General features: G+C 53.9%; 14 protein-coding genes. 8 read left to right on the top strand and 6 right to left on the bottom strand.

Annotated features, from left to right (window positions below; translation table 11 throughout):
- The first annotated feature begins 169 nt into the window (after positions 1-169).
- The gene (locus FHR87_RS15990; protein ID WP_246336066.1) at positions 170-433 is read left to right on the top strand and encodes a DUF3144 domain-containing protein; all 264 of its coding nucleotides are present in this window, start codon (positions 170-172) and stop codon (positions 431-433) included.
- A 163-nt stretch (positions 434-596) separates the two neighbouring features.
- The gene (locus tag FHR87_RS15985) at positions 597-1226 is read left to right on the top strand and encodes a uracil-DNA glycosylase (protein ID WP_183167735.1); all 630 of its coding nucleotides are present in this window, start codon (positions 597-599) and stop codon (positions 1224-1226) included.
- Positions 1227-1260: 34 nt separating this feature from the next.
- Here the strand turns inward: FHR87_RS15985 and FHR87_RS15980 are convergent, their stop codons facing one another.
- Together FHR87_RS15980 and FHR87_RS15975 are read right to left on the bottom strand one after the other, a co-directional pair.
- On the bottom strand, positions 1261-2625 hold the full coding sequence (locus tag FHR87_RS15980) for an amino acid permease (RefSeq protein WP_221189884.1): 1365 nt from the start codon (positions 2623-2625) through the stop codon (positions 1261-1263).
- A gap of 302 nt (positions 2626-2927) precedes the next feature.
- Positions 2928-3245: an HPF/RaiA family ribosome-associated protein gene (locus FHR87_RS15975; protein WP_183167733.1), complete on the bottom strand. Its 318-nt coding sequence runs from the start codon at positions 3243-3245 to the stop codon at positions 2928-2930.
- A gap of 317 nt (positions 3246-3562) precedes the next feature.
- Here FHR87_RS15975 and FHR87_RS15970 point away from each other — a divergent pair, with 317 nt between their 5' ends.
- Positions 3563-4678, top strand: a complete 1116-nt coding sequence (locus tag FHR87_RS15970) for an S-(hydroxymethyl)glutathione dehydrogenase/class III alcohol dehydrogenase (protein ID WP_183167732.1) — start codon at positions 3563-3565, stop codon at positions 4676-4678.
- A 59-nt stretch (positions 4679-4737) separates the two neighbouring features.
- The gene (fghA, locus tag FHR87_RS15965) at positions 4738-5583 is read left to right on the top strand and encodes an S-formylglutathione hydrolase (protein WP_183167731.1); all 846 of its coding nucleotides are present in this window, start codon (positions 4738-4740) and stop codon (positions 5581-5583) included.
- Positions 5584-5668: 85 nt separating this feature from the next.
- On the opposite strand, the gene FHR87_RS15960 is transcribed toward fghA, so the two are convergent.
- A complete protein-coding gene (locus FHR87_RS15960; protein WP_183167730.1) occupies positions 5669-6316 on the bottom strand; it encodes a histidine phosphatase family protein in 648 nt (215 codons plus the stop codon).
- A gap of 282 nt (positions 6317-6598) precedes the next feature.
- Here FHR87_RS15960 and FHR87_RS15955 point away from each other — a divergent pair, with 282 nt between their 5' ends.
- Positions 6599-6964, top strand: a complete 366-nt coding sequence (locus FHR87_RS15955; RefSeq protein ID WP_183167729.1) for a hypothetical protein — start codon at positions 6599-6601, stop codon at positions 6962-6964.
- A 238-nt stretch (positions 6965-7202) separates the two neighbouring features.
- Here the strand turns inward: FHR87_RS15955 and FHR87_RS15950 are convergent, their stop codons facing one another.
- Positions 7203-9620 carry a heavy metal translocating P-type ATPase gene (locus tag FHR87_RS15950; RefSeq protein ID WP_275944089.1) on the bottom strand — a complete coding sequence of 806 codons (2418 nt, stop codon included), beginning with the start codon at positions 9618-9620 and terminating at the stop codon, positions 7203-7205.
- A gap of 79 nt (positions 9621-9699) precedes the next feature.
- On the opposite strand from FHR87_RS15950, the gene cadR reads away from it, so the two are divergent.
- Positions 9700-10137 carry a Cd(II)/Pb(II)-responsive transcriptional regulator gene (gene cadR / locus FHR87_RS15945; protein WP_183167728.1) on the top strand — a complete coding sequence of 146 codons (438 nt, stop codon included), beginning with the start codon at positions 9700-9702 and terminating at the stop codon, positions 10135-10137.
- 7 nt (positions 10138-10144) lie between these two features.
- Here the strand turns inward: cadR and FHR87_RS15940 are convergent, their stop codons facing one another.
- Together FHR87_RS15940 and FHR87_RS15935 are read right to left on the bottom strand one after the other, a co-directional pair.
- A complete protein-coding gene (locus tag FHR87_RS15940) occupies positions 10145-11596 on the bottom strand; it encodes an ATP-binding protein (RefSeq protein WP_183167727.1) in 1452 nt (483 codons plus the stop codon).
- Complete coding sequence (locus FHR87_RS15935; protein WP_183167725.1) at positions 11596-12255, bottom strand: response regulator; 660 nt, start codon at positions 12253-12255, stop codon at positions 11596-11598. Before FHR87_RS15935 ends, FHR87_RS15940 begins: the two co-directional genes overlap by 1 nt.
- Positions 12256-12654: 399 nt before the next feature.
- Here FHR87_RS15935 and FHR87_RS15930 point away from each other — a divergent pair, with 399 nt between their 5' ends.
- Complete coding sequence (locus FHR87_RS15930; RefSeq protein ID WP_183167724.1) at positions 12655-13584, top strand: ZIP family metal transporter; 930 nt, start codon at positions 12655-12657, stop codon at positions 13582-13584.
- Between the two features lie 730 nt (positions 13585-14314).
- Positions 14315-15334 (top strand): OmpA family protein, encoded by a 1020-nt coding sequence (locus tag FHR87_RS15925; RefSeq protein ID WP_183167723.1) that lies wholly within the window; start codon positions 14315-14317, stop codon positions 15332-15334.
- Positions 15335-15640 lie beyond the last annotated feature (306 nt).

The raw sequence follows: 15640 nt of genomic DNA, 5'->3' as shown, positions 1-15640 counted from the left end.
GCTATATTGCTTGGCGTTCGGGAGATAAAATGGTCGATGCCTTGGGTCGCTTACAGACCTGCGGCATGTACTTGATGAAATAACGTCCATTCAGGCTGGATCGTCTACTTGTGTATCAAACACAAGCCATGAACGCTGGCCTGATCCACCTTTGCCAAGGGATCAGAAAATGTCCGAACAAGCCAATAACATGGAAATCTTCGACATGGCCGATGAGTTCATTGCCATAGCCAACCGCCTGCTCGAAGAAGAGAAAGACCTGGGGAAAATCAGTGCTGCCATCCGCTATGCCGCTGCACGTTTCAGTGCCTACGAAGCCGCTCGCCGGTCCGGTGATCTGGCTACGGACAAGGAAAAGGCAACAATCTGGTTCACCGAACAGTTCGAAAAAATGCTGGTGGAAAATCTCGATCAGCATATCGAGGGGAGCTAGTGACTGGCCTGTTTGATTGATTGGAGTAGCCCATGCTGGCGTAATGCTGAAACGCAGCTTTGGCCACTGGCTTGGATTTTTTTCCGTTCCCTATTCCGATTATTGCGGTGGAAATTGCTTCTTGCATTTCCACCCGGCCGCTTGAAAAATCGGAGAGTCCGGCGTGCCCATCGAAACATTCCTGCAGACCCTGACGAAGCAACGCAATACGTCCACGCTGACCAATCCTTATCGCGACGCTGCCATCCTCAATAACCTGCGTATCTACCTGAATCATATGTGCCGAATCGAAGGTCGGCGCGTGTTGCTGGTCGGGGAAGCACCTGGTTACAAGGGCTGTCGGATAACCGGGATTCCCTTCAGTAGCGGACGTATTTTCACGCGTGCCGGGCATCCACTGCTGGACGCCTTGCGAGATGAGTTGGTATTTGCCCGGATCGAGGCGGAAAACACTGCCAGTATCGTCTGGGAATACCTTTGTGCCCGGTGCATTACTCCGTTGTTCTGGAATTCCTTGCCCTTCCATCCGCACCCGCCAGGCAAACATGACGGCAATCGAGCACCCATGGTGCAGGAAATCGCGCAGGGCGTGTCTTATCTGCGGGATATCGAGCGATTGTTCCACCCCGATCAGGTGGCCGGGGTCGGCGCCAAGGGAACGGAATGTGCGCGACGGGCTTTTCCCGAGCGGCAGATTGTCTGCATCCGACACCCGTCCTTTGGTGGCAAGGCCGAGTTCATTCGCGGTATGGACCGGCTTTTTCCGCAGGACATGGCATCAGCGGCAGGATGATTGACGTGCCCACGACAACTATCACCGTTGCCGATCAGTACAGGTTCTCGTGGCGCGCGTGGTGGCGCGAATAGCCGAAATAGCAGGCCAGCCCGACCAGTAGCCAGATCAGGAAAGCAAACCAGGTTTCGAAAGCGAGATTGAGCATAAGAATCAGGCAAATCACCACCGAGAGCGGGCCCAGTACCCAGGGCAGCGGCACCCGGAAGGCACGTTGCAGATCCGGGCGGGTACGTCGCAGGATGGGTACGGACAGGGAGATGATGGTGAAGGCCAGCAATGTACCCATATTGATCAACTCGGCCAGGGTGGTGAGTGGAATGGTTGCGGCAATCAGTGCCGAAATCGTACCGAGCAGCCAGGTCGAGGCAACCGGAACCTGGCGCTGGTCAATCCGTGACAGCCAGCCCGGCAGCAAGCCGTCACGCGACATGGCGAACACGACGCGGGTCAGGCCATAACCCATTACCAGAATCACCGTCATCATCCCGCTCACTGCCGCCAGGCTGACCAGCCCGGCAAGCCAGTCGATTCCGGCGCGCTGGAATACCAGGGCAATTGGCTCATCCACACCCTTGAAATCCTGGAACGGCACGATGCCGGTGGCAACGGTGGCGACCAGGGCATAAAGCAGTGCACAGATCAGTAGTGAACCGATCAATCCAATGGGCAGGTCGCGCTGCGGGCGGCGTACTTCCTCCGCCGCAGACGACACAGCGTCGAAACCGAGGAAGGCGAAGAATACCAGTGCCGCAGCGCTGACTATGCCTGAAAGCCCATGGGGCGCGTAGGGTTCGAAATTTTCCGGTTTGACGTACCAGCCGCCTACCGCAATCACCAGGATGACCACTATCAGCTTGATAATCACCAGCAGATTGTTGACCCGCTTCGATTCGTGAATACCAAGAGCGAGAATCGCTGTGATCACCATCATGATCACGAATGCCGGCAGGTTGAACAGGGTGGTTGTTCCCGCTGCGTCGACGCCGGGCGCAGCGCTTAGCGCTGCTGGCAGTTGCAGACCGAAACCGGCGAGCAGTGCCTGGAAATAGCCCGACCAACCTACCGAAACGGCGGCAGTTGCCAAGCCGTATTCGGCAATCAGACTCCAGCCGACGATCCAGGCGATCAACTCGCCCAGTGTGGCATAGCTATAGGTATATGCCGATCCCGCTACTGGAATCATCGAGGCGAATTCGGCATAGCACAGCGCTGCCAGAGCGCAGGCAGAAGCTGCCAGGATAAAGGAGATGGCCAGGGCTGGCCCGGCCGCCACTGCACCGATACCGGTGAGCACGAAAATACCGGTACCGATCATCGCACCCAATCCGAGCATGACCAGATCAAGGGCACCGAGGACTTTCTTCAGCTCCGATACCTCGGCACCGGTACCAGTCATGACCTCGATTCTTTTCTTGCGTAATAGACTCATAAATAAAGCCGCTAAAGGTGGGAGGCTGAACGAGGATCGGCTTTGCAGCCAGTTCTTAGCCTTCAGTGGCTTCTTCAGCCAGGAAACATGGGTTGGTTCAAGCTGAACGTGGCTGTGCGGTTAATAGGTTAACTCAAGTTTGGGTGGCCGAGGTTCCGAAACCAGGCGTCACGAGGAGTCATAGCAGGACCATGACGAAGAGGGGCAATGCCGTCTCGGTACCTCGGTCGTCGAAGTTGACTACTTGAATTGTGAATTGACCAAACAGGCTACTGACGATTATCAAGCCTGCCGAAGGTGTGCTCCAGGGCGTTGTTCAATTTTCCCGTGGCTCCGGCGATGGCCTGTTCATAGGAGTCTGCCTTGTGGGTCACCGACACAGGGTCGCGTGCCTTGATGCGCGCTTCCATCTGGCAACGTTTGTCTGCTGGTCCGCTTTTCTTGCTGCTGTTCTCGTCACTCAGGTGGACTTCGACACGGGTCAGGCGTTCTTCAAAACGATCCAGTTCGTTTTCCAGGCTGGCTCTGATTCGTTGTTCGAAATGGTTGGCGTTAGTGCTGTTGCTGCTGTTTATCAGAATATCCATGCTGATCTCCTGCAGTTACGGAACCAGAGGTTGCCACGCGAGCCATGCGAATCGTCGATACTCAGGCGGTATGCGGCAACCTCTTGTCTTAACTGTAGCTCTTTTGGGCGGGTTCGACCGGATTGTCAGATCAATGAACAGGCAGTGCTGCGGGTAGTTGGCAGATAAACGAGTGGATATCCGGAATTCTGGTTGTTTTCAGTGTTGACAGTATGTTCAGGCAAAAGATGACGGTCGGTAAAAATTCTGGATCGATGGTTTGCCTGGCTTTTTCCTGAATTAAACTTCGGGCTTTCCCTGTATCAAGAGTGAACGTGATGACTATCAAATCCCGCGCGGCCGTGGCATTCGGCCCCAAACAGCCCTTGCAGATTGTCGAGGTGGATGTCGAGCCGCCGAAGGCGGGTGAGGTGCTGGTGCGTATCGTGGCCACTGGGGTTTGCCATACCGATGCCTTCACGCTCTCCGGAGACGATCCGGAAGGGATCTTTCCCAGTATTCTCGGCCATGAAGGCGGCGGCATCGTCGAAGCGATAGGCGAGGGCGTGACCTCTCTCGCCGTTGGCGACCATGTCATTCCGCTGTATACCGCCGAGTGTCGCCAGTGCAAATTCTGCAAGTCCGGCAAGACCAACCTCTGCCAGGCAGTGCGTGCCACGCAGGGTAAAGGGTTGATGCCGGACGGCACGACGCGCTTTTCTTATCAGGGTCAGCTGATCTACCACTATATGGGCTGCTCGACTTTCTCCGAATACACCGTCCTGCCGGAAATCTCCCTGGCCAAAATTCCACAGGATGCACCGCTGGAAAAGGTCTGCCTGCTTGGTTGCGGTGTGACTACCGGCATCGGTGCGGTATTGAATACAGCCAAGGTCCAGGCTGGCTCTAGCGTGGCGATCTTCGGGCTGGGTGGTATCGGTCTTGCCGCGATCATCGGTGCGACCATGGCCAAGGCTGCGCGCATCATCGCCATTGATATCAATCCGGCCAAGTTCGAGATCGCCAGGCAGTTGGGCGCGACCGATTTCGTCAATCCGCAGGATCACGCCAAACCTATCCAGGATGTCATCGTGGAGATGACCGATGGCGGCGTGGACTACTCGCTCGAATGTGTCGGCAACGTCAAGTTGATGCGCGCGGCGCTGGAGTGCTGCCACAAGGGCTGGGGTGAATCGACCATCATCGGCGTGGCGGGTGCCGGGCAGGAAATCAGCACCAGACCTTTCCAATTGGTGACTGGGCGTGTCTGGCGCGGCAGTGCCTTCGGTGGTGTGAAGGGTCGTACCGAATTGCCCAGCTACGTGGAAAAAGCCCAAAAAGGCGAAATTCCACTGGATACTTTCATCACCCATACAATGGCCCTGGAGCAGATCAACGATGCTTTTGAATTGATGCACGAAGGCAAGAGTATCCGGACTGTTGTGCATTTCTGAGCGTAAGCCAGCGTTTGTGGTCTCGGCTTCATGGTTTTCGGTTTGACGGAGTTTGTCGCATGTCTCTCGAACTTGTTTCCAGTGCCAGGAGCTTCGGTGGCTGGCACAAACGTTATCGCCATCGTTCCGCTACGCTTGGTTGCGACATGGTTTTTGCCGTTTACCTGCCGCCCCAGGTTGACGCGACGCAATCGTTGCCGGTGCTGTACTGGCTGTCTGGCCTGACCTGCACCGACGAGAATTTCATGCAGAAGGCCGGCGCCCATCGGTACGCTGCGCAGTTGGGTCTGGTTATCGTCGCGCCGGATACCAGCCCGCGTGGGGCAGATGTTCCGGATGATCTGGATGGGGTTTGGGATTTCGGCCATGGCGCTGGTTTTTATCTTGATGCGGTTCAGCAGCCCTGGGCACGTCATTACCGCATGCATGACTATGTGGTGAATGAGTTGCCTGCGTTGATCGAAATGAATTTTCCCGTTTCCGCTCGGCGAGGAATTTCAGGTCATTCCATGGGGGGGCATGGCGCGTTGGTCTGTGCGTTGCGTAATTCCGGCCGCTATCGTTCGGTTTCAGCCTTTGCACCGATTGCCAATCCGATGAATTGTCCATGGGGTGAAAAAGCGTTTGGCCGGTATCTGGGGGCGGATCGGGCCAGTTGGCGGGAATGGGACGCCTGCGAGTTGCTTGCCGGTGCGACGGAACGAGTGCCGATTCTGGTCGATCAAGGCGGCGCCGATGATTTTCTGGAGGAGCAGCTCAAACCGATGAATCTGCAAGCGGCGGCGGAGCGTGCTGGACATCCTCTCAAGCTGCGGCTGCAACCTGGCTATGATCATAGCTATTACTTCATTGCCAGTTTCATCGAGGATCATCTTCGCCACCATATCCAGGCGCTCAAGGATTGATCTGGCAGGGCGGCGGCAGGATCGGTGATGGCTTGTCAGTAGCAAGGAAAACGCCCTGCCGGTGGCAGTTGTGATTCGGGGTTGGTTAGCCAGGAGATGTTTGAGACAGCATTGCCTGGCTGCCATCGGGCGTGGAGTTGGCCTGTAACCAGGCAAAGTGCCCATTACGCATGATCAAAATGCGGTTCTGTGGAATGTCCAGGTTCGGAGCCAGTCGTTCATCCACGCCGCCCTGCAGCTTGAGACAGGCGCGAAGGATGCCCGCATGGGCCACGATCAAGGTATCCCGCTCCAGCGATTTTAGTACTGCCGCTACACGCGTGAAGACCATGCGCCAACTTTCTCCACCCGGTATTGCCAGCTCCAGTGGGTCGGCTAAATGAGCCCGGTATTCTTTCGGGTGTTCCGCCTGGATGTGCTGCCAGCTCAAGCCTTCCCATTTGCCGAAGCTGATTTCCATCAGGCGGTCGTCGGTTCGATAGGCTGTAGGGTCCAGGCCCAACTGGTGGCGAACGCTGCGCATGGTTTCCTGGGCCCGCACAAGCGGACTGGCGAGGAAGTCCAGATTCGCTGTGTCCAGGTTCAGCCAGGTCAAGCAGGCTCCTGCGTTGTTCGCCTGTTGGCGTCCGATCTCGTTGAGCGGAATATCTCGCCTACCTTGCAAGCGCTTTTGCGCGTTCCACTCCGTTTCGCCGTGTCTGATCAAATACAGAGTATGTCGGCATATCTCCATTCGCTTTGTTCCTGTTCGAGGGTGTCTACTGGATTCAATATCACGCTAAAGCTCAAGTTAAAATAAAACCTTTCCATGCAGTCCTTACGCTTGGTTCGTCCAAGCGCACTTTGCTATAGCATATTTAGCTGCATTCATTGTGGCATGGCTGTTGTGGTGGGCCGTCCAGGCGAAATAATTGAACCCTCTTGCCCGGCAACATTCATACTATATGAAGCGTGAAGCGCTGAATTCAGCTTGTGTTGCCAAAATTTCATATGGATAAGTGCAGGGAGATAGCACATGAACCAGGAGCCGAATGATCACCTCGCGGCCAACTCCGGCGAAACGTTACAACAGTTGGTCCAGATGTACGAAAAACTCCAGTCATGTGTCCTGGAGATGGAAATTCAGCATCGGGTCGATCAAGATTTTATCTGTATATTGATGCTGCTTTTTAAACGTCCCGAGAAGCTACAGGACCTTTGGAAAATGAGTGCTTCGGCAATTGCTGAAGACATATCGGTTCGCTGGGCGCATTTGGATGGGCAAGATGATGCAGGGCAGATAGCGCAAGTGAAAGAGGTGATGAATGATCGCTTCGATTTTTGGAGCGAGCGAATTCAGTTCGCAATCGATATTCGCAAAAATTCTGGCAGTACAAACTAGCCTGTCTAGTAGGTAATACCAGCAGATACGAAGACCGGTGCCAAGCTGGTCTTTTCAAAAAGCAGTGCGGCAACTGCTGTAAAAATAGCTGCATTGTTCCTTCATTATTCAGACTAATTTACGGATTTCTTTTGTGCACGATAACGGCGCGGCTTATGGCACTGTGCCAATAGCAAGCGGGCCGATCGTTATTATAGTGTCGGCGTCGGCCTGCACTCTCATTTCGAATCCGTAGCAGTCACGCCCGTAACAGGCGCAATCCATTTGCTACCACCAGCAAACTGACGCCTACATCGGCAAACACGGCCATCCACAAGGTTGCGTGTCCAGTCAGTGCTACGGTAAGGAATACAGCCTTGATACCCAGTGCCAGACCGATGTTTTGTTTGAGCACAGTGGCGGTTTGTCTCGACAGGCGGATAAAGGCCGGAATCTTGCCCAAGTCGTCGTCCATGATCGCTACGTCGGCGGTTTCGATGGCGGTATCGCTACCTATGGCACCCATGGCAAAGCCGATATCGGCATGGGCTAGGGCAGGGGCATCATTGATGCCATCGCCGACCATGCCAACCGTACGATGCTTACCCAACAGTGCTGCGACGGCTTGCAGTTTGTCATCCGGCAGCAGGTTGGCGCGAATTTCGTCGATCCCGACCTGGGTTGCGATGGCTTGGGCCGTATATAGGTTGTCGCCACTCAGTATCAGGGTTTTGACACCCAGACGATGTAATTCCTTAACGGCGCTGCGACTGTTGTCCTTGAGTGTATCGGCCACGGCGAACAGAGCGAGCGCTCGGGTTTCGTCGCACAGCAGGATTACGCTCTTGCCCTGGCGTTCCAATTCGTCCAGGCGATGTTCGATTTCCGGTGAACAAAGGTTCAGTTCTTCCAGCAGACGATGGTTGCCAAGGTGGTAGGTTTGACTGTCGATCACGCCGCGAACGCCACGCCCGGGCAGTGCTGCAAAGTGCGCTACTTCGTGCTGCGGCAGGCCTGCAGTTGCTGTGCTTGCCAGTGCTCGAGAAACCGGATGATCCGAGCGCCTGGCAAGACTGGCCGCCAGCGCGTGGTAGCGTTCGGGAGTATCCGGGCCAAGCGTCACGAAGTCGGTCTGCATAGGTTTGCCGTGAGTCAGCGTTCCGGTCTTGTCCAAGGCTAAATGAGTGATATGCCGGCCATTTTCCAGATGGACACCACCCTTGATCAGGATGCCCTTGCGCGCTGCCGATGCGAGGCCACTGACGATGCTGACCGGTGTGGAAATCACCAAGGCGCAAGGGCAGGCAACCACCAGCAGCACTAACGCACGGTAGATCCATTCGTGCCAACTGACCTCGAAGAACAGGGGAGGCAGCACTGCGACGGCCAGCGATAGAGCGAACACGACCGGGGTATAGATGTGCGAGAACTTATCGATGAAACGCTGGGTCGGTGCCCGTGAACCCTGGGCTTTTTCCACGGCATGGATGATCCGGGCCAGGGTGGTATCGTCAGCCATCGCGGTAACACGGTACTCGAGGGCACCAGCCTGGTTGATGGTGCCGGCGAATAGTGGGTCGCCTATGGTCTTTTCCACCGGTAGGCTTTCACCGGTAATGGGTGCCTGGTCGACGCTGGAATGGCCTTCGAGCACCACGCCATCCAGGGCGATACGTTCACCCGGCCGCACCCGCACCACACTATCGAGGACGATCTCGGCTGCGTCCAGTTCCTGCCAACTGCCATCTTCCTTGCGTACCGTCGCCTGTTGCGGCGCGAGATCGATCAAACCACGAATGGCATCGCGGGCGCGATCCAGCGAGCGGGCTTCGATGCGTTCGGCGATGGCGAAAAGAAACATCACCATTGCCGCTTCCGGCCACTGGCCGATCAGAATCGCGCCAGTCACTGCGACGCTCATCAGGGCATTGATATTGAGGTTGCGATTTTTGAGTGCAATCCAGCCCTTGCGGTAAACATCCAGGCCACTTGCCAATATTGCCGCCAAGGCAAAAGCCACGATCAGCCATTCGGGGCCGGATTGCAGAAAGTGCAGGGCTTCCGCCGCGATTGCCGCCAGACCTGCGACGATCAGTTTCCAGGTGTCCTTTCTTGCAGGAGCAGATGGAGCAGTAGTTTTCGCACCGGTTCTACCGATGATTTGGGGCGTGAAACCCAGTCCGCGGATGGCTCGCAGCGCCGGCTCCAGGCTATGTGACTCGTGACCAAGCACGAGGGTGCGCTGCAACAGATTGAAGCGCAATTCTGTGATGCCTGGCATCCCTGAAAGTTTGCCGGTAATCAGGCGTTCCTCGACCGGACAGCACATCTGTTCGATCCGGATGCTGGTTTCGGTCTGTACCGACAATGACTCGGCCTGCATGCCGAGTGCGGCGATGGCTGCAGCTATCTGTCCGGTAGGCAATGCATCGTGCCAGATGCGCAGGGTGCGCTGGACGAGGTTGAATTCCAGATCACGAACCTGCGGCAGCTTGGTCAGTTTGTCGCGAATCAATGCTTCTTCATTCGGGCAGTCCATCTGTTCGATACGGAAAAAGCTGGAGTACTCCTGATGCTGTAGTGGAGTCTCAGATTGTAGATGAGCATGATCACCTGCTGTATTGCAGCAGGTATCAAGAATGGGTAGTTCCGATTGTTGGTCGCAACAGGTGCTCATATGCGTTTCTCCTTGAACTCTATTGTCGAGTGAACACCCTGTAGCCACTATAAGGTCAAGTCTTTAGGGAGAGTACATAGTGAAAATCGGTGAATTGGCGAAATTAACGAACTGCCAAGTGGAGACGATCCGTTATTACGAGCGTGAAGGGTTATTACCTCAACCTGAACGCAGCAGCGGCAATTATCGGCTGTACGGCGATATTCACGTCGAGCGACTGACCTTTATTCGCAACTGCCGTAGCCTGGATATGACTTTGGGCGAGATTCGCCAGCTCCTGGGGTTTCGTGACCAACCGCTCGGTAATTGTGCCAACGTCAACGAACTGATCGATGAGCACATCGAACATGTGAGTGCGCGTATTGCCAGTCTGCAGATCCTGCAAGCACAGCTGGTCGAGCTGAGAAAAAGCTGCTCAGGTAGTCAGAATTGTGAAATTCTGCAGCAGCTCAACAAGGCCGGGAGCGTAGTAGCTGAAAATACCTGCTCGCATATAGGGAGTTGTCATCGGCATTAAGCCAGGGCTAAAAACGGCGTGGCAGTTGCACTCGTACTTCCAGCCCGTCGAGCATCGAATCGAGCAGTTCGATGTTGCCGCCGTGCAGTTCCACCACCCGCGCGACGATGGACAGGCCCAGGCCGGCGCCCTGTCCAGGACCTTGGCGGAAGAAACGCTCGAAGAGTTTTTCGCGCAGCTCCGGCGGTACGCCAGAGCCACTATCCAGTACTCGCAGGGTGAGCATGCTTTTTTCTGCTTCTAGGATTACTTGGATCATGCCGCCAGCCGGCGTGTACTGTACGGCATTGCTGACCAGGTTTTGCAACAGGATGCCCAGGCTCGGTGCATCGGCCACCATACGATAGTCGGCATCTTCATTGGCATCCAATATCAGATCCTGGCCCTGATCCAGGGCCAGTGGCGTCAGTTCGGCCAATTGGCCGCGTACCACGGCCAGTAGGTCAACTTTGACCATGGCTGGTTGCACGGCGTTGGGCTCAAGGCGAGCGAGCGTCAGCAACTGGCTGACGACCCGAGTGGCCCGCTCGACAGCATTGCCCAGATGCTGGAGCGCTTCTTCTCGATCCTTGGGGTCGCGTGCCTCAAGAGCATTCTGCTGATGAATTCGCAGTACGGCGAGCGGAGTGCGTAGTTCATGAGCGGCATCGGCCAGGAAGCGTTTTTCTCGTTCTAGCAGACGAGTGACTTGCAGTAGCAGGCGATTCAACGAAGCGGCCATGGGTTCGAGTTCCGCTGGCAGTGGATCGAACAGGATTGGCGACAGGTTGTTAGGATCGCGAACCTTGAGCAGTTGCACCATACGTTCCAACGGTCGCAGGCCCCAGCCGACCGCTAGCCAGACCATCAATGCCAGCATAGGTAGTGCGACCAGATCTGGAATCAGGGTGCGACGGGCAATCTTGCTGATCAGTTCACCACGGACATCTTCACGTTCTCCAGCTAAAATCCAGAGATCGCTTTGCTGGTCATGCAGTAAAAACATGCGCCACAGGCGGCCATCTTCCAAGATGGCGTCGTGATAGCCGCTTAGACCCTGCTCCTTCAAGGACAATGCTGTGCGGATACTCGGTTCGTAACTTGGCGTCTGGCTTGCCAATAGCTCGTCGAGAGCACTATCGGGCACGCTGGCCGAGCGCAGAATCAACCGGCCAGTATCGGTAAAGACTTGAAAGGCCAGCTTGCTTTCGTAAGGATGACTTAGAGCCCCCGGATGTTTGGTGCGCGAACGCAGGTTGACGGCTTTATCCAAGGCTATCTGGACCTGACCCAGTGATTCCTCACTCATGTTATGCCCAACCAAGCCTTCCAGCAGGCGTGCGCTCTGAGCCAGTTGTGCATCGAACAGCTCTTCTGTCTCATGACGAGCATCCCGGTAGCTTTTATAGGAAATCAGTGGTAGCGATAAGGTCAGCAGCCCCAGCACCAGCGCCAGGACTCGGCTGCGTAGCGACCACATCAAATTTTCTCCGCCAGGTAGCCGACGCCACGGACAGTCCGAATCAGTTCGGGGAAAAATTTCTTGCGTAAATGGTGGATATGCACTTCCAGAGCGTTGCTTTCCACCTCATCGTCCCAGCCGTAGAGCGCTTCCTGTAATCTATCGCGAGTCAGTACGCGCCCAGGTTGGGCAAGCAGTTGATGTAACAGCAGAAATTCCTTGCGTGACAGACTGACCGGCCGCCCTTGATAGCTGACTTGTTGGGTTGCCGGATCGAGCAGGACCTCGCGATAGGCGACTACCGGTTGGGTGCGATTCAGGCTACGCCGCAAAAGCGCACGCAGGCGCGCCTTGAGCTCGGCAACATCGAAGGGTTTGACCAAGTAATCATCTGCTCCTGCATCCAGCCCGGAAATCCGGTCGTTGGTGGTATCGCGTGCTGTGAGTACCAGAACCGGTACTGGATTGGAAGCAGCGCGTAAGCGTTTGAGTACGGAAAGGCCGTCCAGGCGCGGCAGGCCAAGATCGAGTACGACCAGTTCGAATATCTCGCTTTTCAGAGCATGTAGGGCGTTGGCACCATCCTGTAGCCAATCTACTGTGTAGCCTTCGCTTTTAAGAGCTGCACGAATACCTTCGCCCAGGGCCTGGTCGTCTTCAACCAGAAGAATACGCATGGAGGCTCCTTGAATGCCGCATCAAGCAGCGGCCGAGCGAACTATTCAACCAGCTTCTGGGCGCTTCGATCCAGATTTTTTCTCGCTTGGAGTAGGAGCTCACGGTTTTCTTCGAAGTAAACCAACCCGAAGCGATTCCGTTGAGAGAAGTGATATCACGATATTCTTCAGGTCGTATGTAGTGGGTTTCGTTGCAGTAATCTTCGGTTCTTTGTAGTTGTTGCTTGGTTGTTGGGTATGGATGAGTAAGGAACGTTACCTGAAAATTCAGTTTCGGTATGGGACTTTCCGCGTTCCATTTAGCTTAAATCGCTTATGTTTCAGGCATATTGAAGATATATAGAATCGTGCAGTCGGTATTGGCTGTCAGCTTGCTCCAATCCTTCGACGAGGAACGGTATGAGTAGCGCACAGGTTTCACTATCTCACTTCCGGGCTGCTTGGGTTGCTCAGGCCGAGGCCAGTCCATGGATCACCGCTGGCTTGGGCGTATCCATGGTGATCGTGGTTTGGTTGGTTGGTAGTAGCATTTACAACGCGCTCGTTAATGGCCATCCAGGAAACCTGCATTATGCGATTTACGGTGGCGTAGCTGGTTTTGCCTGCACTGCTTTGGGTGCATTTATGGCCATACCTATGCGTCGGATAGGCATCCGAGTTCAGGATACTATGCTCGGCTTTGCCGCCGGTATGATGCTGGCAGCCAGTTCCTTTTCGCTGATTCTGCCCGGTATCGATGCAGCCAAAGGTATCACTGGCGGTGGGATATCCGCTGCTGCCACCGTAGTGCTCGGTCTGACGCTGGGTGTCCTGCTGATGCTCGGTCTGGATCGCTTAACTCCGCATGAACACGAAAGTACCGGTCCTTGTGGGCCGGATGCAGGGCGTATCAATCGAGTCTGGCTATTTGTATTGGCCATCACTTTACATAATTTGCCAGAAGGAATGGCTATTGGTGTCGGTTTTGCCGATAGCGATTTCAATGTAGGCATTCCACTGGCTACGGCCATTTGCATTCAGGATATTCCGGAAGGTTTAGCTGTTGCTATGGCTTTGCGGACTACCGGCTTGTCAATCCCAGGATCAACCTTGATTGCTATCTGTAGCGGGCTTATGGAGCCTATAGGCTCATTAGTAGGGATCGGCATGTCCAGCGGCTTTGCCTTGGCTTACCCCGTGAGCATGGGACTTGCCGCTGGAGCGATGCTCTTCGTCGTTTCCCATGAAATCATCCCCGAGACTCACCGCAATGGCCACCAGACCCCCGCGACGCTGGGCTTGATGGCAGGATTTGCCGTTATGATGTTTTTGGACACGGCGCTGGGGTAGCACTCCTGTCAATCACTATTGGTTTTGCTTTTTTCGTCTATATAAAGCGCACGTCAATATCGATTGATATGTGCAATCGGAAGGCTGGCTAAAGTTTAGACTGCAGCTGTTTTCAATCTGAACGAAATACATTCCAGTGCTTAAATGTAGGTGGGGGAGGTCATCGTATTCTATAGTTGAATAGCCACTTATTGTTGATTGAAAAAATGCAATAATTTTAATTGGTTTTAATGCGTCTTGATAAAATTGAATCCGTTGCATCATAAAAGACTCCAATAATTATAGTGTGATATTTGGATGATTTTTAACAAAATCAATTTGTTAATCATGTATTTGAATGCTGTTAAGTTGATTTTAATTCTTGTTTTTTTGTTTGTTCGTTCGTTAACCTTGAATGTCGTTGCGGTTGCACATTGATCCGACTGGGTTTGAGATTTTGACATTATCGTCTTCAGGGCTATGCTTCTGACTAAAATATGTACAATTTCATTCTAAGCTATAGATTTGATTCAGCTTGACGAGAAAAATAAGCATTTAGGAAATTTGGTTTGTCTTTTTGAAAAGAAGCAAAAAATAGTGAACTAACAAGGATGCTTTGCTGTATATGCTCATGATAAAATTCCAGCGCATACTGGAACTTAACTTGACCGGGATGTCTTACTGAAGATGAAGGAATTTGGTATTTTGTCTCGGAATTAGCTTGATACACGGTCAAAATGGGGATTTACGAATGAGACTAAAAAACACCTTGAGCGCCGTTCTGGGTTCTATGGTTGCTGTCTCCTCTGTCAGCGCGATGGCACAAGGCAAGGGCGCTGTAGAGGTGGAAGCTTTCTATAAAAGCTATCAGACCCAGCACTCTCGCGATATTTCCAACCAAGGAAATCTGCTTGGCGGTGGTGCCAGCTACTTTCTGACAGACGATGTCTCTTTGGGCGCGTCTTACGGCGAATACCATGATTTCAGGGCTGATGGGGCCGATGGCCGCACTGATGGTAATGGTCCTGGCCGTAGGAATATCAAGGGATCCTATACTTCTATCGATGCTACCTATCACTTCGGTAGCCCTGGATCGGCCTTGTCTGGTACAGGGTGGTATGGCGTTCGTCCATACGTATCTACAGGGATTGGCTATCAATCCATCGGTCAAGCATATAAAACCGGCCGCGATCACAGCACCTATTGGAATGTGGGTACTGGTGTCAAGTGGTATGTTACCGACATGCTGTTCACCAGAGTTGGTGTAGATGGCATGTATAACATTGATGACGGCTACTCCGAGTGGACAGCTGGAGTTGGGGTTGGTTTGAACTTCGGTGGATCTACTCGCAAGGCTGCTGCCGAGCCAGCTCCGGAACCTATAGCGGTAGCAGAGCCGGAACCGCAAGCTGTACCAGCTGTAGTGCGTGTTGAATTGGATGTTAAATTCGACTTCGACAAAGCTACTGTACGTAGTGATAGCTATAGTGAAATCAAGAACTTGGCTGATTTCATGACGCAGTATCCGCAAACTACTACAGTTGTTGAAGGGCATACCGACTCCGTAGGTACCGACCAGTATAACCAGCGCCTTTCCGAGCGTCGTGCCAAGGCTGTTCGTACTGTACTGGTTGATGATTACGGTATTTCTTCTAGCCGTGTGGATTCCGTTGGGTATGGTGAGAGCCGTCCGGTTGCTGACAATGCAACTGAAGAAGGTCGCCAGATCAACCGCCGGGTTGAAGCTGAGGTTGAGGCACAAGCTCAATAACGTATGTTTTGAGTTATGCCTGAAAGGCAACGCCTTTCAGGCTGCTGACAAAGCCCTGGTCTTCTGGCCAGGGCTTTTGTTTGATTGGTATCGCTTTGTGCAAGCCGCCTTAATAGGCGTTTTGAAATTCATGGCAGCCAGTAAACGATCTGGCTAAACTATAAGCAACTAGCGCTAGTTCTTATCAATGGCTTAATTTGATTGATCTAGGGCTTGACGGTAGTTTGAGATGCTGTATTATGCGCCTCCCGCAGGCAGCTGGTTAGCCCAGCAGTCAGCGGCAAGCAATTGAGTAGAAAACGAAAT

Source organism: Azomonas macrocytogenes (assembly GCF_014191985.1).
In the GTDB taxonomy this organism is placed as follows: domain Bacteria; phylum Pseudomonadota; class Gammaproteobacteria; order Pseudomonadales; family Pseudomonadaceae; genus Azomonas; species Azomonas macrocytogenes.
The sequence above is the reverse complement of the archived record's forward strand: the minus strand, read 5'-3'. Positions and strand labels throughout refer to the sequence as shown.